This window comes from Luteimonas terrae (genome assembly GCF_031457535.1).
Lineage (GTDB): Bacteria > Pseudomonadota > Gammaproteobacteria > Xanthomonadales > Xanthomonadaceae > Luteimonas > Luteimonas terrae_A.
The window spans coordinates 235,850-256,300 of sequence record NZ_JAVDWO010000001.1 but is presented as its reverse complement, the minus strand read 5'-3'; the positions used below and the strand labels follow the sequence as shown (position 1 = coordinate 256,300).

Here is a 20,451-nt window from a genome sequence, read left to right as displayed (position 1 = left end):
GCTCAGCACGTCAGAGCCACCCGGTCGCGCCGGGTTTGCGGGCGCTTGCCGGCCGCGATGCAATGCGTACACTCGGTCCACTTCTAATGCAGTTCTGCAAGGAACGTCACGATGATGAACGCTCTACGCCTGTCGCTGTCGGCCGCTTTGCTGGTCGCGTCGGCCTCCGCTGCACATGCCCAGCAGCCGCCAGCGCAGCCTGCCGCGCAAGCGGGGGCTGCCGCCCAGCCGCCGCTTACCCCCGAGCAGCAGGCGCAGGTCGCCCGCCAGGATGCCGAGATGGGCGCCGCTGCGCTGCAGGTCATGCAGATGATCGACAGCAACCGCGCCGGTGAAGTCTGGGACGGCGCGTCGGCGACGATGAAGAGCGCAGTGACCCGCGACGAGTTCGTGCGCCAGCTCAATGTCGACCGCAACCGCCTTGGTGCGCCGACCAAGCGCGATCAGCCTGTTGTCAGCCGCTCGCAGTTCGGCGCCGGTGAAGCGGTGCCCGAAGGTATCTACATCAACGTCGCATCCCCGACCACGTTCGCCAGCCAGCCCGAAGCAGTCCGCGAGCTGGTGTCGTTCCGTTTCGACGAAGACCGCACCTGGCGCGTGTCGGGCTACAGCGTGCGCTGAGCCGGCTTGCCGGTTTGAATTGCCGAACGGCGCCTGCGGGCGCCGTTCGTGTGTCTGCGTCGTTCAATCAGCCTGCCGCGACGACACGGATCACCTGGCCGTCGAGTTCGACGGTCTGGTCCGCGCGGATCTTGCAGGTCTTGCGCAACTCGACGACGCCATCGACGAACACCGCACCACTGGCGACGATCGCCTTGCCGGCGCCGCCGCTGTCGCAGAGACCGGCGAGCTTGAGCAACTGGTTGAGTTCGACGTGGTCGCGTTCCAGCGGGAAATCGATTGGCGCGGGCATCGGTCTGTCTCGTGGTACGGACCGGCATTATCCGCGATCGTGAGTTCCGGACTGCGTGCATCGGCGACGCGCCCTTGATTCAGCGGCGTATCGCGTGGCGGGCGCGGTCAGGTGGGGTGCGCTAACGTGAGCGCTGACCATTGAGGAGCACAGCGATGGCTGCAAGCCAAATCCGATCAGGCGCCCTGCGTCCATGATCCGCCCGCCGATGCCGGCCGACGAGGATGTCCGACAGGCCACCCTCGATGCCTACCGGATTCTCGATACGCAGCGCGAGGAGGCCTACGACGATCTCGTGGCGATTGCCGCCGCGATCTGCAACGTGCCGATCGCGGTGATCTCGCTGGTCGACCGCGATCGCCAGTGGTTCAAGGCGGCGCGAGGCATCGACGGCAGCGGAACTTCGCGTGAGATGGCGTTCTGCGCCTACGCCATCCTCGATCCGAGCGAGACCATGGTGGTCAACGATGCCCGCGAGGATCCGCGCTTCAGCGGCAACCCGCTTGTGGTCGGCGGTCCGCGGGTCCGCTTCTACGCCGGCGCGCCGATGCGTGCGTCCAATGGTCAGCCGATGGGCACTGTATGCGTGCTCGACGACCGGCCGCGCCAGCTCGAAACGCCGCAGCGCATCGCGCTGGAGGCCTTGTCGCGGCAGGCTTCGCGCTTGATGGAACTGCACAGCGTGAGCCGGGCCCTGCGTCTGCAGCTGGAAGAACGCGGCTGGTACGAGCAGCAGCTGCTGCATTATCAGCGGGAACTCGAACACCAGAACGCGGATCTCGAAGAACAGTCCTCGACCGATCCGCTGACCGGTCTGGCCAACCGTCGCGCGTTCTCGCGCACGCTCGAGGCGGCGATCACGCGGGCACATGCGGCAGGTGAGCCGTTGTCGGTGGCGATCGTCGACATTGATCACTTCAAGTCGATCAACGATCTCCACGGCCACGCCGAAGGCGACCGCGTGCTGCAGGCGCTGGGCGCCATGTTGCTCACCGGCGAGGCGGCGCGTGGCCGGGTGGCGCGGTTCGGCGGTGAGGAGTTCGTACGTCTATTGCCGGATCGCGGCCTGACAGACGCCGCGCGCGAGTCGGAATACCTGCGCGAAGCGGTGGCGGCGATGCCGACCGGGCTACCGGTGACGATCAGCATCGGCGTGGCGACGCTACAGCCCAGCGAGGACGCATCCTCGCTGCTCGCGCGCGCCGACCAGGCGCTGTACAAGGCCAAACACGAGGGGCGGGATCGCGTCTGCGCGCTGCCCTGAGTCGGTGGCATGCGCGCATCGCCGCAAAGTGTAGGCGTGGCGTTTCGCGGCGTGGCTGCCGGCCGTTGATGCAGGTATGCGAGATGGCCTCTTGCTCTCGCTTGCATCATTTGTGTCTCTGCCCGTATCGGCGCGCCCGCCTGCCGCGCGTCATCCCGCAGCCGGAGGTCAGTCCGCGATCTGCTTGGATTCGCCCGCAAGGTTCTCTGGGTGGGCGATGCGTCTCGGCCGCGACAGCAGTGGATAGACCAGCACCGCAGCCAGGATGATCGCCACGCCCGCGTAGAAGCGCGGCGTGAGTTCGTGCTGTTCGCCGAGCAGCACGATGGCGAGTGCGATCGCGTAGACCGGTTCCAGATTCACCGCCAGCTGCGCGGCGAACGCGCTCATGTACCGCAGCGCCACCAACGACAGTGCGAACGGCAGCAAGGTGCAGGCGAAGGCGAGCAGCAGCAGATACGCGCCGTCGTGCAGGCTCGGCAAGGTCAGCAGGCTGCCGGCGAAGGCCGGAAACAGCAGTGGCATCAGCGGCGCGAGCAGGGTCAGCGTCAGCGTGCCGGCGCCGAGTTCGAGCGCGGTGACGGTCAGCGGATCGGCGCGCTCGACCAGGCGCTTGTTCAACGAACCGAAGCAGGCGACGAACAGCGCCGACAGCGCGCCGACCGCGACACCGATCCGCATGCCGTCCGGAATGCCGCCGACCACCAGCGCCACACCCGGCAGCACCGCGATACCCAGCGCGAGCTCGCGCCAGGAAAATTTGCTGCGCGCGACCAGCGGTTCGATCAGCGCGATGAACACCGTGGCCAGCGCCATGCAGGTCGCCGCGACCGATGCATTGGCGAGCTTCACCGCGCCGTAGAAGGTGAGCCAGTGCAGCGCGACCAGCGCGCCGACGCCGGCGTAGGCGAGCAGCAGACGCGGTGGCAAGGCGCGCACGCCGCGCCAGACTCGCGGCAGCAGCATCAGCGTGCCGGCGACCAGCAGCATCCGCCACCACACCAGCGGCAGCGCGGGCAGAGTGATCAGCTTGCCGAGGATGGCGGTGAAGCCCCACAGCAGGACGCAGAAGTGGATCTGCCAATGGGCTTTCGTCGTGGGCTGCATCGGAGAGGGCGCCGGCAAGGGCGCGCATTATCCATCGCCGGTGCCCGCTGCGGGCGGACGCCGGTCAGCGCGGTGCGGTGTTTCCGTCCGTGGTCGAGCGGGGCGATTCCAGGTCCGCCTGCCGTTGCTGCGCCCGGCCCAGCCAGATGCCCAGCGCGGCCCACACCAGTGCCAGCGGCACGACCACACTGACCAGGCCCCCGAGCGCCATCCCCAGCCGCCCGAGCACGCCCTCGGTCTGCGCGCCGACCACGTCGCCGACGCGGTAGACGAAGGTATCGATGAAGGCCTTGGCCTTGTATTTGTCCTCGCGGCCGATGACGGTGAACAGCGTTTCGCGTGCGGGTCGGGTCAGTCCGCGCTGGATTGCCTTGTTCGTCGCTTCGAGCAGGATCAGCACCAGAAACGAGCCGTAGATCGCCAGCCCGATGAAGCCGACCGCCATCGCGATCGGCAACAGTGCCAGCGCGAAGGCCAGTCCGAGCCGGCGGATGATGTGACCGGTCAGTGTGACCTGCAGCACCAGCACCGCGACCTGGGTCCACATGTCGATATTGCCGAGCAGGCCGGTGCGCGCGTCGAGGTCGGTTTCCGCAGCGGCCACCATCTGCAGCCGGGTGAAGTAGATGAAGGTCGCAACGATGGTCATGATCACCACGTAACCGGCGATGCCCATCAGATAGCGCGACGCGAACACCGCGCGAATGCCGGCCAGAGCGCTGCCGCCGATGCGCACCGCGTCCGGGTCGTGTACGGCCGCATCGCGCGGCCCATCGCTGCGCAGCCGCACCAGCCAACAGGCCAGCGCGATCGACACCCCGAGGAATCCAGCGGCGATCAGCAGCAGCGCCGGCGTGCCCAGCGGCTCGGCCAGTCGCGCGGCGAGCCAGGGGCCGAAGATCGCGCCGAGCGTGCCGCCGACCGCGATCAGTGCGAACAGGCGCTTGGCCTGATCACTGCTGAAGCGATCGGCCAGCAGGGCCCAGAACACCATCGTCACGAACAGGTTGAAGACGCTGAACCACACGTAGAACACCTGCCCACTGCGCGCGCCGATTGCGCCGGGCGCGAACATCAGCAGCGCCCAGAAGCCCACCAGACTCAGCGCGAAGAACGCGTAGGTCGCCGAGATGAAGTGCAACCGCCGCAGGCGCGCGACGAGCCAGCCGAACACCGGATTGACCAGCAACGTGACCACCGCCGTACCGATGAACAGCCAGCGCACGCTGTCGAGGCCGCGTTCCATGCCCAGCGCGTCCCGTGCCGGCCGCAGCATCATCAACGCGGTCAGGATGCAGAAAAAGAACAGGCCTGCAACAAGCACCGGCGCACCCTCGCCGCGGCGCAGGTTGAACACATCCGCGATCTTTCCGGTGGTCATCGTGGCCGGCCGTCAGGCGAACTGCGCGACGAGCTCGGCCTGCTGCGCCTCGCTCAGCAAGGGGCCCGTGCCAGCGCGCAGCTGGTCGGCCTGGCGGTCGGGACGGCCGGTGGCCGGGATCACCGCGGTCACCGACGGATGGCTGATCGCGAACTTCAGGAACATCTGCGACCAGGACGTCACGCCGACTTCCGCAGCCCAGTCCGGCAGCACCGTGTCGCTGACGCGTGCGAACAGCTTGCCGTCGTCGAATGCGCGGTTGATCAACACCGCGATCCCGAGTTCCTGTGCGACCGGCAGCACGGTCTGCGCGGCCTGCGGTGCATTGACCGAATAATTGACCTGCACGAAATCCGGGCGGTGCGCGCGCATCGCGGCGACCAGGGCGGCGTGCCCGCTTTCGAGATAGTGGGTGAGGCCGATGTACTTCGTCGCGCCGGCTTCTTTCAGCTGCTGCGCGTACGGCCAGGCGATGTCGAGCGCGCGCAGATTATGGATCTGCAGCAGTTCCACGTGATCGGTCTGCAGGCGGCGCTGGCTCTGCGCCCACTGCGCCTCCATCGCGGCGCGGTCATCAGCGGCGATCTTGGTCGCGAGGAAGCAGCGATCGCGCCAGCCACCGTCGGCGAGCAGGGCGCCGAGCACCTCATCCGCATTGGTGTAGTTGGGCGAAGTGTCGAAGAGTGTCGCGCCGCCGTCGAAGAAGACCTTGATGGTCTCCTGCAGGCGCGCGAAATCCGGCGAGTCCAGCGCGATCTCGTAGCTGCCCGACGTCCCCGCGCCGATCACGGGCACGGTTTCACCTGTGGACGGAATGGCGCGAGTCATCAGGTTGCCGGCATTCGCAGCGGCGGGCGGCGCAGCCGGCGCGGGCGCGGCTGCGGCCGGGGCGGCGGCATCACGGCTGCAGGCGGCAAGTGGAGCCAGCGCTAGGCCGGCGGCGGCGAGGGACGCGGCGCTGAGAAAACGGCGACGGGACGGCATGGGGGACACTCCTGCATCGGGTCGGCTTCCGATCATAGGCGGTTCTCCCATCCAGGGCCGGCATCTTTCCTGCGACGCGAGCGATTGCGCGAAGCACATCGCAACGCTCCGCAAGGCCATCTGATCGTTCGCCTGGCGCCCGCCGATGCGTGGTCTGCGCCCCTGTTGCCTGTTGTTGCCGGTGTCCGTTGACCTCAGCAGTCACTGTGTCTGCGGGGTTCAGCTCGCCCGGGCTTGCTCAACGCAGGCGGGCCGCCACCGCCTCCCAGTTCACCAACTGCCAGAACGCATCGAGATACTTCTGCCGGTTGTCGCGATAGTCGAGATACCAGGCGTGTTCCCACAACGAAACCGCGAGCAGCGGCGTGTCCTGCCCGGTGATCGGCGTCGCCGCGTTCGCGGTCGCGGCCAATGCGAGACGACCATCGGGGCGCTGCAGAAGCCAGACCCAGCCTGCGCCGAACGTCGACAGCGCCAATGCGTCGAAACGCGCGCGAAAGCCGGCGAAATCAACGAACTGACGGATGATGGCTTCGGCCAGGCGGCCTTTGGGTTCACCGCCACCCCCACCCGCGGCCGGCTTGAGCGAGTGCCAGTAGAAGGTGTTGTTCCAGGCCTGCGCGGCATGATCGAATGCCGCGCCCTGCACCTTGCGGACGATGGTTTCCAGCGACGCGTCGGCAAGCTCGGTGCCGGCCAGCAAGGTATTGAGGCGCTCGATGTGGCCGCGTTGCAGATGACCGTGATGCTGGTCGAGCGTGTCGCCCGACAGGTGCGGCTCCAGCGCGGTGCGGTCGTAGGGCAGGGCGGCGAGTTCGAGGGGCATGGACGGCGGTCCGGTGGTCGGTGGCGACGACGCGATAGAATGCACCAATTCCGAAACCCGATCCCCGCCGGTCCAGTGCCGCGGCGTGGTCCACAGGGAGCGTCAGCGTGTCGATCCTCGAAGACATCCAGGCCGAAATCGACGGTCATGCCATCGTGTTGTTCATGAAAGGCACACCGCAGTTTCCGATGTGCGGGTTTTCCAGTCGCACGGTCGCCGCGTTACGCGAAGCCGGCGCGAAGGATTACCGTGCGATCAACGTGCTCGAGACGCCGGAGATCCGCGCCAATCTGCCACGCTTCTCGAACTGGCCGACCTTCCCGCAGCTGTTCATCCATGGCGAACTGATCGGCGGTTGCGACATCACCCTCGAACTGCACGAATCCGGCGAGCTGTCGCGCATGGTGGCCGAGGTGCTGGAGGCGTGAGCGTGCCGGCTTCGGCGGGCGTGCCCGGCGCACTGGACGGGCGTGTCGTGCTCGTCGTGGGCGCTTCGGGCGGGCTTGGTGAGGCTGCATCGCTAGCCTGCGCGGAGGCGGGTGCGTCACTGGTGCTGCTGGGTCGACGCGTGCCGAAGCTCAACCGCTTGCACGACCGGTTGCAGAAGGCGGGCGCTGCGCCCGCGTTGTATCCGCTGGATCTCGAAGGCGCGACGCCGGATGACCATGCCGAACTCGCGGCGCGCATCGATGCGGAGTTCGGCCGGCTGGACGGCATCGTGCATGTGGCGGCCGCCTTCGAGGGACTTACGCCGCTGGAGCTGACCGACCCGGCGACGTTTGCCCGCGCGCTGCACGTCAATCTCACTGCGCGCTGGTGGCTGACCCAGGCCTGCCTGCCCTTGTTGCGTCGCTCGGGCGACGGTTCGGTCGTGTTCGCGATCGACGATCCCGCCCGCACGACCGGTGCCTATTGGGGCGGCTACGGGTTGGCCCAGGCCGGCTTGTCGGCTCTGGTCGGCATGCTGCAGGCCGAACTCGGCGATGCGCCGGTCCGCGTCAGTGGGCTACTGCCGCCGCCGATGCGTACGCCGCTCCGGGCCAAGGCACACGTCGAGGCGGAAGACCGCGTCGCCCGCTCGCCCGTCGAGGTCGCGGCCCATTGCGTCGCGTTGTTGTCGCCCGCCGGTGCGCCGCATCGCGGCCAGCTCTGGTCGCCTGGCGCGGTGCTGCCCGCATGACCATCGCCTCGGCCGCATTGCTGCTGTTCCTGATCCTGGATCCGCTGGGCAACATCCCGGTCTTCCTGAGCATGCTGCGGCGGCTCACCCCGCAGCGGCAGCGCATCGTGCTGGCCCGTGAACTGCTGATCGCGCTGGTCGTGCTGATGCTGTTCCTGTGGGCCGGCAAGTACGCGCTCGAAGTCATGCACCTGCGTCAGGAATCGGTGGCGATCGCCGGCGGCATCGTGCTGTTCCTGATCGGCATCCGCATGATCTTCCCGCCGCCGGAAGGCCTGATGGGCGAGATTCCAGACGGCGAGCCCTTCATCGTGCCGATGGCGATCCCGCTGGTCGCCGGCCCGTCCGGCATGGCCGCGGTCATGCTGATGGGCAGCAACGAGCCCGACCGGCTCGGCGAGTGGAGCCTCGCGCTGCTGATCGCCTGGGGCGCGACGGCCGCGATCCTGTTCTCGGCCACCTATCTCTACAAATTGCTTGGTGCGCGTGCGTTGACCGCGATCGAGCGTCTGATGGGCATGTTGCTTGTCGCGATCTCGGTCCAGATGCTGCTGGACGGGCTCGTCAGCTATCTCCGGGCAGGCCTCGCGCCCATGTGAGGGCGGCGTGACCGAGGCGCGACAAGGACTTACGTCCGATTGCTCGCGCTGGTCATAAATATCAATGTGGTCAGTGAGTTGCATGGCATGTGGGCTGTCATGCCACTGTCATGCGCGTTGGGTACCGTGTTAACCTGTTGTTAACCACGGCGCATCGCCTGCATCCCGTGGCGGGGCCCCCACTCTTGTTTCAAGACCTGATCGTCGTTCGCCATCCGGCTTGCGCCGCACTCCACGTATCGAGGCTATACAACCCATGAACCACTCGCATCGCGCCCGACTCTCCAAGCTGTCGCTCGGCCTGATCGTTGCCCTTGCAGCCGCTCCCGCGTTCGCGCAGAGCACCTCCGCCGGTGTCGGCGGCCAGGTGACAGGCGCAGGCGGCGCCCCGGTGACCGGCGCAGAGGTGACTATCGTGCACACCGAGTCCGGCACTGTCAGCCGCGCCACGACTGATGCGAGTGGTCGTTACAACGCACGCGGTCTGCGCGTGGGTGGTCCGTACTCGATCACCGTGACGAAGGCAGGCGAGGGCACGCGGACCGAGGACAACGTTTATCTGAATCTCAACCAGGTCAATACCGTCAACACGGCGCTGACCGGTGACATGACCACGTTGCAGACTGTGGCGGTGACGGCAATCGGCGGCGGCTCGGAAATCTTCAGCGCCAACAAGATGGGCACCGGCACCAACGTGACGAGTGACCAGCTCGAATCGCTGCCCTCGATCAGCCGTACGCTGCAGGATTACGCTCGCCTCGACCCGCGCGTGTCGCAGACCGACAAGGGCCGTAACGAGATCTCGATCGGCGGTCAGAACCCGCGCTACAACGCGATCCGCGTCGACGGCATCAATAGCGGCGACACCTTCGGCCTGGAATCCAACGGTCTGGCAGCGCCGCGCCAGCCGTTCTCGATGGACACCATCGATGAAATCGCCGTGGACGTGGCCAACTACGACGTCACCATCTCCGGCGGCGTCGGCGGCGTGATCAACGCGGTCACCAAGTCGGGCACGAATACCTTTGGCGGCACCGTCTACGGTATCTACCGTGACAACGATTGGTCGGGCAAGAACCAGAGCGATGTGCGTCCGGTACTGTTCGACAGCGAGAACACCTACGGGGTGACCTTCGGTGGCCCGATCATCAAGGATCGCCTGTTCTTCTTCGCCAACTACGAGAAGTACACCGGCAAGAACCTGTTCATCGGCAACTCCAGCTACGGCCCGATCGGCTCCGGTGCCAGCAATATTGTCGGCATCGAGCAGGGCGACATCGACCGAGTGATCGGCATTGCCCGTAACACCTGGGGCTTCGATGCCGGTTCGCTGGTGCTGCCTTCGCTCGACACCGAGTCTGAGGAATACGGCCTCAAGATCGACTGGAACATCAACGACAACCATCGCGCCAGCTTCCGCTACGCCAAGTCGGAGCAGAACCAGGCTTACCTGCAGGGCTTCACCAACAGCGCTCTGGCCCTCAATACCTACCACTACACCAAGAGCTACGAGGTCGAGACCTCGACCGCGCAATTGTTCAGTGACTGGAACGACCGCTTCTCGACGGAGTTCAAGGTTTCGTACCGCGACTACTTCGTGCCGCGCGTGCCGCTGGCCAATCTGCCGGCGATCTCGGTGCGCATCGGCGACAACACGCTGAACCTCGGTACCGAAGAAAACACCCACGTCAACGAGGTTGGCACCAAGACCTGGAATGCATTCTTCGCCGGCAACCTGTTCCTGGGCGACCACACGCTGAAGTTCGGCTTCGATTACGAAGACAACGACATCTACAACCTGTATGGCCGTCGCCTCAACGGCGTGTACACCTACGACAGCATTGATGATTTTGAAGCGGGCACTGCGAGCCGCTACCAGCTGTTCTATCCGCGCGCCGGCGATCCGAACAACATGGCCGCGATCTTCGGCCTAAAGAACGTGGGCCTCTTCCTGCAGGATTCCTGGGCGATCAACTACAACCTGACGTTGAGCCTTGGCGTGCGCTACGACGAACCCCGTGTCGGCGGTTCGCCGTTCTACAACCCGCGCGCGTTCGAAGAGTTCGGGTTCGACAACAGCAAGACCATTGACGGCAACGGCCTGTTCCAGCCTCGCGTGGGCTTCAATTACACCTTCGACAGCGACCTGCCGACGCAGCTGCGCGGCGGTGTGGGCCTGTTCCAGGGCGCGGCGGCAAGCGTGTGGCTGTCGAATGGCTTCTCGAACTATGGACGCGAGGCGTATGTGGACTACCTGCGTACGGCAGCGCAGGGTGGCTTTGTCGGCTTCAGCCCGGATCCGGCTGCCCAGTGCGCGCTGGTGACTCAGAACGGACTGACCTGCCCGCCGAGCGCAGCTGCCGGTGGCGCTGAGGCCATCGACTTCATCGATCCCGATCTGGGCCAGCCGGCCGTGTGGAAGGCCAATCTGGCGTTTGATACCGAGCTTCCGTGGTGGGGTGTGGTCGCATCGGCTGAAGGCGTTTGGACGCAGGTCAAGGAAGCGATTTATTACCAGGAACTCAACCTCGGTGCGTCGAGCCGGGTCGGACAGGACGGCCGTCTGCTGTACTGGAACGCGGCTGGCTACAATCCTGCGAGCTGGAACCAGCAGGGCGTCGGCACCGGTGTGAACGCACGTGCAGATCGCGACACGGATTTCACCAACGTCATCATCGCCAGGCCCACCGACGAGGGTGAAAGCCAGCAGTACACCTTTGCGTTGAACAAGCCGTTCAACGACAGCGACTGGTCGTGGCAGCTGGCCTACACCTACACCTACGCCACCGAAGTCAGCGCGCTGACCAGTTCCACCTCGGGTTCGCAGCTTGGCAACACCGCAGTGTTTCAGGCGAATGAAGCCGTCGCGTCGCGTTCGAACTACGAGATCCGCGACCGCTTCTCCGCAGCGCTGACTTGGAAGCGTGCGTTCTTCGGTGACAACAACACCTCGGTGGCGATGTTCTACGAAGGCCGCTCGGGCCGTCCCTTCAGCTACACCTTCGACAACGATGCAAACGGCGACGGTCGTCTCAACGATCTGTTGTACATCCCGACCGGTCCGGGCGACGTCACGTTCGGCTCGGCTGCCGAGGAGGCAGCGTTCTGGGCGTACGTGGACGGCGACGAGTACCTGCGTTCGCACAAGGGCCAGATCGCCGGCCGTAATGCTGCACGCAATGAATGGGTCAACCAGTTCGACATCCGCATCTCGCAGGAATTCCCGGGCTTCTTCAACGGGAACAAGGCCGAGATTGCACTGGACATCCTCAATGTCGGCAATCTGATCAACAAGGATTGGGGGCGTGTCGAAGAGGTGGGCTTCCCGGCAATGAAGGGCATCGTCGAGTACGGCGGCGTTGACGCGGACGGCAAGTACGTCTATCGGTTCAATACCCCGGACACTGCCAACATCTACGACGACCGTGGCATTTCCCGCTGGGCCGCACAGCTCAGCTTCCGCTACAAGTTCTGATCCATCGGTGTCACGGTAATCTGAAAACGGCCGGGGAAACCCGGCCGTTTTCTTATGTGCGGGGTCCTGCGCTACAGTGCCGCACCCATACGAAAAGCGAAGAAGAATGAGCAACGAGATCGGGGCGGCGACGGCGCTGCCCACAGTGAATGCCTACGTCTATCCGCGTGGTGGCCTGGATGTGCTGTCCCGTGACGAAGTCGCCCGTCTGAAGGACGCGTCGCTCGGCGGCATGCACGACCTGCTGCGTCGATGCGCACTCGCGGTGCTGACCAGCGGCAGCGCGTCCGACGATCCACGCGCTGCGCAGGAGCTGTATCCGGATTTCGACATCCAGGTGTTGCAGCAGGATCGCGGCATCCGCATCGAGCTGGTGAACGCGCCGGCGATGGCTTTCGTCGATGGCCAGATCATCCGCGGCGTCGCCGAACTGCTGTTTGCGGTCGTGCGCGATCTTGCGTACACCGCGATCGAGTTGGGTCCCGAGTACGCGACCGATCTCGAATCCTCGGCCGGCATCACCAACGCGGTGTTCGGCTTGCTGCGAAATGCGCGTTTGCTGCAGCCGGGCGACCCGAACATGGTGGTCTGCTGGGGCGGTCACTCCATCAACCGCGTCGAGTACGACTACACCAAGCTGGTCGGTTACGAGCTCGGCCTGCGCGGCATGGACATCTGCACCGGCTGCGGCCCGGGCGCGATGAAGGGGCCGATGAAGGGCGCCAATGTCGCCCATGCCAAGCAGCGTCAATACCCCGCGCGCTACATCGGCATCACCGAGCCGGGCATCATCGCGGCCGAGTCGCCGAACCCGATCGTGAACCAACTGGTGATCATGCCGGACATCGAGAAGCGCCTCGAATCGTTCGTGCGCCTCGGCCACGGCATCATCGTGTTCCCCGGCGGCGTCGGCACGGCGGAAGAAATTCTCTATCTGCTGGGCCTGCTGCTGCAGGAAGAGAACCGCGACATCCCGTTCCCCTTCATCCTCACCGGTCCGACCGCGTCGGCGCCTTACTTCGAGCAGATCGACCAGTTCATCCGTCTGACGCTTGGCGACGAAGCCGCGTCGCGTTACGAGATCATCGTCGCCGATCCCGAACAGGTCGCGCGCCGCATGTCGGCCGGCATCCGCAAGGTCAAGGAGTACCGGGTGGCGCACAAGGATTCGTTCTACTTCAACTGGTCGCTGTCGATCCCACTCGATCTCCAGCAGCCCTTCGTGCCGACGCACGAAGCCATGGCCGCACTCGACCTGCACCACGGTCGCCGCCCGCACGAACTTGCCGCCGACCTGCGCCGCGCGTTCTCCGGCATCGTCGCCGGCAACGTCAAGGAAGACGGCCTGCGCCGCGTCGAAGAGTTTGGCCCGTTCCGCATCAACGGCGACCGCGACATCATGCAGTCGCTCGACGCCCTGCTGCGCGCATTCGTCGAGCAGCGGCGCATGAAGATCGCGGGGGATTACAGGCCCTGCTACGACGTGGTGGCCTGAGTCGCAGAGTTCGACGCGTGGTCGTCTGATCGGTCTGCGGCGGCGGTCAGCGCGGCAGCGTGAGGACGGCGACGAAGTTGCCGTCGGCGTCGGGCCCGGCTTGCAGCCGGCCACTGCCATCGCCGAACGATTCGGTCCGTGCACGCACGGCATCCAGCCCGATGCCGTGCCCGCGCGACGACGTCGAGGGCGGGTTTGGCATCGTATTGCGCACGCGTACGAGGACCTGGGCGCCCTGCGGCTCGATGGAGATCTCGAGACGCCCACCGAGCAGACTGGGTTCGATGCCGTGCTTGATCGCGTTCTCGACCAGCGGCTGGAGCGACAGCGCGGGCAGTTGAGTGTCCAGCAATGGGCTGTCCTCGTCGGGTAGCACCCACTGCACGTCCAGCCGCTCGGCGAAGCGCAGCGATTCGATCGCCAGATACTGTTGTGCCAATGCGATCTCCGCACGCAAGGGTCCGACTGCCGGCCCACTGAAAGCGGCCCGGAACAGATCCGAGAGATCCAGCAGTAGCCGTTCCGCACGCTCGGGCTGGTTGTGCAGCAACGCGATGCCCGTGTTGAGCGTGTTGAACAGGAAGTGGGGCTGTACGCGAGCCCGCAGGACGGCAAGTTCTGCCTCCTTGTGGCCGATCGCGGCCTCGCGACCCTGCAGGTAGTTCTGATAGATCAGCAGCGCCAGCATGCCCACCACGAGCGCGGTGGCGATGGCGCGCAGCATGAACATGCTGTAGCCATCGTCCGATACCGAAGCGCTCCGCGTGAGCGTCCATCCCGTATGGGCGACTGCGCCGGTGGCGAGCACGAGCAGGGTGAGCGCAAGCCATGGGAATGCAGTCGTCGGCAGGCGACGCAGCAGCGGGCGACACAGCGCCAGCCCGCAGAGCGCGGTGATGGTGATCCACAGCAGGGACAGCGACAACAGTCCGAGGCGGACGGGCCAGTCTGCATCCAGCGGGTGCGTCAGGCTCAGGACCACGGCGAGCGCCTCGCTTGCCAGCACGGTCACCACGAGCGCCTTGGGGCGGAGTAATGCCTCGACGGGGTGCTCGCGCTGGGCGATTGCGGACATGTGCGGCTCCAGTGAGACAGGTCGCTATCGTGCACCAGTCGGCCTCGATACCGCGCCCGCCGCTGGTCCGTCCCGCCATGCCGCCGGTCGGCGGGGGCTTGGCTGCAGTTCCGCTGATGCCTATGGTGCGATCTGCAAATCCGGGGTGGCGATATGGGGTGCATGAAGGGGAGCGTGCGCGGGCCGAGTGGCCGCGGCGGCGCGGCGGGGTTCACGCTGGTCGAGCTGATGGTGACGGTAGCGGTCATCGGGATTCTCACTGTGGTTGCGGTGCCTGCGATGACCGGCCTGATCAACAATTCCAGAATTTCAGGCCTGAGCGGCGAAGTCGTCTCCGCCGTCCAGCTCGCCCGCAGCGAGGCCGTTCGGAGGAATGCGCGGGTGACGCTGTGCGCCAGCGGAGACGGTGCAACCTGTTCGGACTCCGCCGACTGGTCGCGCTGGATCGTGCAGGCGCCTGACAACACGTCCGGCGGCACGGACGTCGTGCTCGATGGCACCGCACCCGGCAACGCCCAGGTCAGCGGACCCGCAGGCAGGATCGTGTTCAGGCCGTCCGGACTGGTGGTCAGCCAAGCCCAGCTCACGGTGTGCGTGCCGACGACCAATCCGGCAAACAACCAACGTGTCGTGGCTGTCGTGTTGAGCGGCAGTCCCGTCACTACACGCGCCAATGGCGCGGGTGCATGTCCATGAAGGAGGGCGTCATGCGAAACAAGCCACGGCGACGCAGGCATATCGATGCCGCACTGAGACAGCGGGGCGTGAGCCTGATCGAAGTGCTGGTCGCGGTGGTCGTTCTCGGAGTCGGTCTGCTCGGCACCGCCGCGTTGCAGGCTACTGCACTTCGCGGTGGTCAAAGTTCCTTTGAGAGCAGCATGGCGGTAGCGCAGACGAACTCGATTCTGGAGGCGATCCGTTCGAACGCGGCGGCCGCCGCCAGCTACAACGTCGGTCAGCTTTGCGCCGTGCCGGGCGCCAGCGGGACGCGCGCAGAGCGCGACATCAGTCAGTGGATGATCGATCTTAAGACATCGATCGGAGGCGCCGTGGCTGCGGATACGACGACCTGCGGGACTATCGAACGTTGCCCCCTGGATTGCACGATCACCGTGCGGTGGGACGACCAGCGCGCCGGTGGGGGCGCGAATCGACAAATTGTCACGAGGACTCGGATATGACCGGCAGCGATCGCGCGAGGGTGAGACGTCTCGCGTCACAGGGAGGCATGTCGCTGGTCGAGGTCATGATCGCGATGGTGCTTGGACTGATCGTGGTGGGGGCCGCCTTCGCGGTATTCCTGTCCAACCAGCAGAGTTACACCGCGAATGAAGGGCTCAACCGCGTCCAGGAAGGCGCGCGGGTCGGCCTTGAACTCATTGCGCGCGACATCCGCGCTGCAGGCGGGAGCGCCTGCTCGAACGCCTCGGAATTGACGGGGGGCAGCGGCGCCGAGCAGGCGTTCCGCGACACGCCCGTGGCTGGCGACGCGGTTTCGCTTACCGTGACATCCGCAGAGGACAGCGCCTACCGCATCGCCAGCGCGTCCGCCACAACCCTCACGCTGGAGGCGGGCCAGGTGGATGGCGATGACGCTACCAATGCCTTCGCCGTCGGCGACACGCTATTGCTGTGCAACGCCCGCAAGAGCTTCATCGTCGACGCTACCGCTGTCAGCGGTCTCGACATTACCCACGATGCGTTGCCGGGTGGCTACGACATCGGCTCGGATGAGTTTGCCGGATTGGCCACGGTGGCGGTGGCGCGGTTCCGCAATGCCAGGTGGTTCGTCGCTGGCAACACGCGTGGGACCTCATCGCTGTGGGTGTCCCGTGAAGGCGGGAGCAATGAGGAAGTCGTCGAAGGCGTCAACGCAATTGCCTTCCAGTATCGCTCTGTGGGAGGTGCATACACAGCGGCGCCGACGGCGGGGAATATCGACGCAGTGCATGTGCAGATCACCCTCGCTGGCGCGCCTGTGGATGGGCAAGCCGTGTCCCGCACTGCCTCCAGTGTCGTCAACGTACGTGCGAGGACCCTATGACCGTCTCCCAATCCCGTGCTGCGTCCGGGCGGCGTCAGGGCGGCATTTCCTTGGTGGTCGTGATGATCCTGCTAGTCATTACTGCCTTGCTCGGCATCGCCATCCTCCGCAGCGCGATGATGCAGGAGCGCATGAGTGCCAACGTCCGCGACCGCAGCCTTGCTTTCCAGGCCGCCGAAGCGGCGCTGCGCTATGCGCAAGCAGATGTGCTGGGTGGTGCGGCATGGGACATCACTCCACCAGCGCCCGGTGCGGCCTGCACTGCGGATGGTGTGTGCCCCACCGATGCTGCCGCGGCCTGGAAGGAAGTTCCATTGGCGTCCTATAACTTTGCGAATGCCGGGCTGGAAGCTGCGCCCGAATACTGGATCGAATACATCGGGACCGGGCCTGCGATCCCCGGCGGCTGCGATGTTGTGGGACCCGAGGACGTGAGCGACATCAATTGCGTGAACCCGATCTATCGCATCACCGCACGTAGCCGCTCCGAAGGTCGCGCCGATGTCGTCATCCAGGCGAGCGTGATGAGCCGTCTTCCGGACTTGGGAATTTGATCATGAAGAACGAGAACACGTCTTTACGCATGCGCGAATTCCGGCCCGGCCTGCGTCGGTCCTGGTGGGCCGCGCCGGTGGCGTGTCTGGTTGTGCTGCTTGCACAGCCTGTCAATGCAGCGTTTCCCATTCCGGACGCGCCCCTGACCACTGAAGCCCGGGTCGCCCCCAATATCCTGTTTATCCTGGATACGTCCGGCTCGATGGCCTCGACGATCATGCCGGCATGCGCGAGTGATCGTGCATTCGTTGCCGGCAACAACAATGATGGCACCACGGGTTGCGATACCACCAAGATGCTGGACCGGCCGGCGGACCGCTCGTACCGCCACAACACCATCTACTACAACCCGAACGTGACTTACGAGCCATGGATGCAAGCCAATGGTGCGCGCATGACCGGCGGGCAGGACCCCAGCGCAGCGTGGTTCGATTGGGAGTTCGCCAATGATGACCGCGGCACGCGTGATTTGCGCAACAACGAGGAGTCGGTGTTTTACGTCCCCAAGGAGGGGGCTGCGGCCACGACCGCATTCGCGAATTTCAACCGCTATTGGATCCGGACAAATTCTGGCACCACGCAGGTAGTGACCAGCGCGGTGAACGGCGGCGCCAGTGCGAGCCAGACGGTGAATGCCCTTTCTTGGGGGAACACACTTAGCTTCAGTGTCCCCGCGGGGACTGTGCGCCTCGAAGTGCATGTTGCGGGCCAGCCAGTCGCTGGAGGAAATCTTGACGTTTATGCCCGACAAGGCACAACCGCGCCGGACTTAGTCGCCTACACCGCGAGAAGCAACGAGTCCGGCAGTACGGAGAGTATCGTTATCCAGAACCCTGCGCAGGGGGCTTGGCGGTTCCGGGTCGCAAATGTTGGTTGGAGTAATGTTCAGAACGCCTCGATGACCGTGATCACCTACTCCTCGGCGGTGTCAGTCGCGACGCCCACGGGGCGTACCCAGGCGGAAGAGTTGAGAAACTTCGCGACCTGGTATTCCTATCACCGCACCCGCGCCAAGGCGGCGAAGGCCGGCGCAAGCGATGCGTTTACCACCCTCGATAGCCGCGTGCGTGTCGGCTATCACTCGATCAACGGCCTCAGCAACTTCAATATTCCCGTGGGCGACGGCAATGACGGCCGTTTCGTCGACAACGTCAGCCCGGCGACCACTTCGCGCAGTACCTGGTTTCAGCGTCTCCACAACGCGACCGCCCGCACCAGCGGTACCCCGCTGGGCACGGCGCTGAACACTGCCGGTGAGTATTTCAGTCAAACCGGTAGCAGTGGTCCGTATGGCCCAGAGAGTGGCGCAGAACAATTTACCTGTCGCCAGAACTTCGCGATCCTGACGACCGATGGCTACTGGACCACGCGACCGAGCCCATCCCGTTCCAACGCGGACGGCACTGCGGGCACGACGATCACCGGTCCGAACGGTCAGAGCTATCGCTATGCAGCGGTCTCGCCTTATAGCGATGACCACTCCAATACCCTGGCTGACGTGGCCATGTACTACTGGAAGCGCGACTTGCGTCCGGAAACTTGGATGGTCAACAACGTCGCGACGACCTCGGCGAATCCGGCGTTCTGGCAACACATGGTGACATTCGGAATTTCAATCGGACTGTCGGGCAGTACCGGCTGGTCGGCAGTGTCTGACGTACCCGCCAACGCCTCCTGGCCCGACCCGGGCGCGAGTGATGCTGCGAAGATCGACGATTTGCTGCATGCGGCTGTTAACGGGCGCGGCGGCTTCGTCTCTGCTTCCAATCCCGAGCAGTTCACGGCAGGTCTGCGCTCGACGCTTGCGGCCATCTCCGAGCGCAGCAGTTCCTTCAGTAATGTCGCCGCCAATTCGGTTTCCCTTGAAGCGGGTGCGAGGGTCTTCAATGCCAGCTATGTGTCGGGCGTATGGACCGGCCAGGTCACGGCCAAAGCGGTGTCCAGCAGTGGCGTGTCCGCCGACGCCATCTGGACCTCGTCAATTCCGGCATTGGCGCAGCGCAACGTGTTCACCTTCGACGGCACGCAGGGCGCGACATTCCCCACAACCGCGCAGGAGACGGCACTGGAGCGGACCGGAGGCATCGCGAATTACCCGGTGTCGGGGGCGGACAATGCGAGCTATCTGAAGGGCGACAGGACCAGAGAAGGGCCGAACGTTGGACAGTTGCGGGTCCGCGAAAGCCTGCTGGGCGACATCGTCGGTTCGTCGCCAGCCTATGTGCGTGACACCGATACCCTGTATGTAGCCGCGAACGACGGCATGCTGCATGCGTTTGATGCCGCGAATGGCCGGGAGCTGTTCGCCTTCGTTCCTGGAATCGTCAACATCGGCAACATGGCCACGCTGAGCCGCGGCGATTACGTGCACAAGTTTCTCGTGGACGGCCCGGTGACCGTCAGCAACCGTCAGATCACGCCCGACAAAAACCTGTTGTTCGGCAGTCTCGGCAAGGGTGGCCGGGGCATGTACGCGCTTGATGTGACCGATCCCGATTCGTTCTCGGCCAGCAACGTGCTGTGGGAGAGCAACACTGCAAACATGGGGCTGGTGATGTCCCAGCCTATCGTCGCGCGCGTGCGGAATTCGGCTACCACCGTGAAGCCGGCGGTGGTGGTGTCCAACGGCGTGAACAGTGCCAACAATCGGGCGGTGCTCATTGTGTTGGATGCGGAAACCGGCGACGTCATCCGAGAGATCGATACCGGCGTAGGCTCGGCAGCACAGCCCAATGGTCTCTCGGCACCAACCGGCGTATACGGCGCCGATGGCAGGACGCTGTCCTACGTCTACGCGGGCGACATGCTCGGCAACGTCTGGAAGTTCGATCTGAGCAACGGATCGGCGACGGCGTGGACAGTGAGCAAGCTGTTTGCAGCCGGTACGAGCCGGCCGATCAGCGGGCGGGTTGCTATATCCATCGACCCCAAGACACGCAAGCGCTGGGTGTTCTTCGGCACTGGTCGCTATCTCACCGTGTCTGACGCCGATCCCGACAGTGTTGGTAGTCAGGCGACGCAGGGCATGTATGGTTTCGCCGAAGATACAGCCACGCTGACCAGCGCGGATCTGGTTCAGCGCACGATTGCGGTGACCAGTGCGACCGTAGACGGCTATCCGTCCCGCGCGTTCGAAGTGAGCGCCCCGATTCCCGCCGACAAGAAGGGCTGGTTTATCAACCTTCCGCAGGGCGAGCGGATCGTGCAGGATGCCCAGGTTGTATCGGGCATGCTGGTCACCGCGAGCATGCTGCCCAGCGGCAATGCCTGTGACGCGGGCGGCACCGGCTTCATCAATGCGCTCAGCGCATTCACCGGGACCAGCGGCTCGGGGTCCTATTTTGATCTTGGTCCCATAGTCGACCCGGACAATCCGGTGAACAACGGCTTGCCCGTCGGCTCGGTCAATCTCGGAGTGGGCATGCCGACCCTGCCGAATCTGATGCGTGGCCTGTTGGCTGCCGGCGGTAGCGCCGGCTCGAATATCGGTTCGGTGGGTACTGTCAGCCCGCGTTGGGAGCGAGTCTCCTGGCGCGAAGTCCGGAGGGATTGA

The 20,451-nt window shown here is 65.1% G+C and carries 18 protein-coding genes; 12 read left to right on the top strand and 6 right to left on the bottom strand.

Translation table 11 applies throughout. The annotated features are described in order from the left end of the window. The first annotated feature begins 114 nt into the window (after positions 1-114). Positions 115-621, top strand: a complete 507-nt coding sequence (locus tag J2W68_RS01035; RefSeq protein WP_310231800.1) for a DUF4019 domain-containing protein — start codon at positions 115-117, stop codon at positions 619-621. A gap of 67 nt (positions 622-688) precedes the next feature. Here J2W68_RS01035 and J2W68_RS01030 read toward each other — a convergent pair whose 3' ends face one another. After that, on the bottom strand, positions 689-913 hold the full coding sequence (locus tag J2W68_RS01030; protein ID WP_310154715.1) for an RNA-binding S4 domain-containing protein: 225 nt from the start codon (positions 911-913) through the stop codon (positions 689-691). A gap of 193 nt (positions 914-1,106) precedes the next feature. Between J2W68_RS01030 and J2W68_RS01025 the strand changes: the two genes are divergently transcribed. Beyond that, on the top strand, positions 1,107-2,177 hold the full coding sequence (locus tag J2W68_RS01025; RefSeq protein WP_310231798.1) for a sensor domain-containing diguanylate cyclase: 1,071 nt from the start codon (positions 1,107-1,109) through the stop codon (positions 2,175-2,177). 168 nt (positions 2,178-2,345) lie between these two features. Here J2W68_RS01025 and J2W68_RS01020 read toward each other — a convergent pair whose 3' ends face one another. The 4 genes from J2W68_RS01020 to J2W68_RS01005 form a co-directional block, all read right to left on the bottom strand. Next, a complete protein-coding gene (locus J2W68_RS01020) occupies positions 2,346-3,284 on the bottom strand; it encodes a DMT family transporter (protein ID WP_310231795.1) in 939 nt (312 codons plus the stop codon). 64 nt (positions 3,285-3,348) lie between these two features. Next, positions 3,349-4,665, bottom strand: coding sequence for an NTP/NDP exchange transporter (locus tag J2W68_RS01015; RefSeq protein WP_310231793.1), 1,317 nt, complete (start codon positions 4,663-4,665; stop codon positions 3,349-3,351). 12 nt (positions 4,666-4,677) lie between these two features. Beyond that, positions 4,678-5,649 (bottom strand): aldo/keto reductase, encoded by a 972-nt coding sequence (locus J2W68_RS01010; RefSeq protein WP_310231790.1) that lies wholly within the window; start codon positions 5,647-5,649, stop codon positions 4,678-4,680. Between the two features lie 238 nt (positions 5,650-5,887). Beyond that, positions 5,888-6,475: a Fe-Mn family superoxide dismutase gene (locus J2W68_RS01005; RefSeq protein WP_310231787.1), complete on the bottom strand. Its 588-nt coding sequence runs from the start codon at positions 6,473-6,475 to the stop codon at positions 5,888-5,890. Positions 6,476-6,582: 107 nt separating this feature from the next. Here J2W68_RS01005 and grxD point away from each other — a divergent pair, with 107 nt between their 5' ends. The 5 genes from grxD to ppnN all read left to right on the top strand — a co-directional run bounded on the left by grxD (position 6,583) and on the right by ppnN (position 13,224). After that, entirely contained in the window at positions 6,583-6,903 is a 321-nt protein-coding gene (gene grxD, locus J2W68_RS01000; RefSeq protein WP_310231785.1) for a Grx4 family monothiol glutaredoxin, read from the top strand. Then, positions 6,900-7,655: an SDR family NAD(P)-dependent oxidoreductase gene (locus J2W68_RS00995; RefSeq protein ID WP_310231782.1), complete on the top strand. Its 756-nt coding sequence runs from the start codon at positions 6,900-6,902 to the stop codon at positions 7,653-7,655. The genes grxD and J2W68_RS00995 overlap by 4 nt, the downstream gene beginning before the upstream one ends. Then, a complete protein-coding gene (locus tag J2W68_RS00990; RefSeq protein ID WP_232114615.1) occupies positions 7,652-8,254 on the top strand; it encodes a YhgN family NAAT transporter in 603 nt (200 codons plus the stop codon). The genes J2W68_RS00995 and J2W68_RS00990 overlap by 4 nt, the downstream gene beginning before the upstream one ends. Positions 8,255-8,510: 256 nt before the next feature. Further along, positions 8,511-11,729 carry a TonB-dependent receptor gene (locus tag J2W68_RS00985; protein WP_310231779.1) on the top strand — a complete coding sequence of 1,073 codons (3,219 nt, stop codon included), beginning with the start codon at positions 8,511-8,513 and terminating at the stop codon, positions 11,727-11,729. Between the two features lie 106 nt (positions 11,730-11,835). After that, entirely contained in the window at positions 11,836-13,224 is a 1,389-nt protein-coding gene (gene ppnN / locus J2W68_RS00980; RefSeq protein ID WP_310231777.1) for a nucleotide 5'-monophosphate nucleosidase PpnN, read from the top strand. 46 nt (positions 13,225-13,270) lie between these two features. Here the strand turns inward: ppnN and J2W68_RS00975 are convergent, their stop codons facing one another. Further along, on the bottom strand, positions 13,271-14,299 hold the full coding sequence (locus tag J2W68_RS00975) for a sensor histidine kinase (protein WP_310231773.1): 1,029 nt from the start codon (positions 14,297-14,299) through the stop codon (positions 13,271-13,273). A gap of 162 nt (positions 14,300-14,461) precedes the next feature. Here J2W68_RS00975 and J2W68_RS00970 point away from each other — a divergent pair, with 162 nt between their 5' ends. The 5 genes from J2W68_RS00970 to J2W68_RS00950 are packed head-to-tail and all read left to right on the top strand — an operon-like array spanning position 14,462 to position 20,451. Then, positions 14,462-14,995, top strand: a complete 534-nt coding sequence (locus J2W68_RS00970; RefSeq protein ID WP_310231772.1) for a GspH/FimT family pseudopilin — start codon at positions 14,462-14,464, stop codon at positions 14,993-14,995. Between the two features lie 11 nt (positions 14,996-15,006). Then, positions 15,007-15,480, top strand: a complete 474-nt coding sequence (gene pilV, locus J2W68_RS00965) for a type IV pilus modification protein PilV (protein WP_430539655.1) — start codon at positions 15,007-15,009, stop codon at positions 15,478-15,480. Then, on the top strand, positions 15,477-16,343 hold the full coding sequence (locus tag J2W68_RS00960; RefSeq protein WP_430539640.1) for a PilW family protein: 867 nt from the start codon (positions 15,477-15,479) through the stop codon (positions 16,341-16,343). Before pilV ends, J2W68_RS00960 begins: the two co-directional genes overlap by 4 nt. Then, positions 16,340-16,897 (top strand): pilus assembly PilX family protein, encoded by a 558-nt coding sequence (locus J2W68_RS00955; protein WP_310231762.1) that lies wholly within the window; start codon positions 16,340-16,342, stop codon positions 16,895-16,897. The genes J2W68_RS00960 and J2W68_RS00955 overlap by 4 nt, the downstream gene beginning before the upstream one ends. Positions 16,898-16,899: 2 nt before the next feature. Continuing rightward, positions 16,900-20,451 (top strand): PilC/PilY family type IV pilus protein, encoded by a 3,552-nt coding sequence (locus J2W68_RS00950; RefSeq protein WP_310231759.1) that lies wholly within the window; start codon positions 16,900-16,902, stop codon positions 20,449-20,451.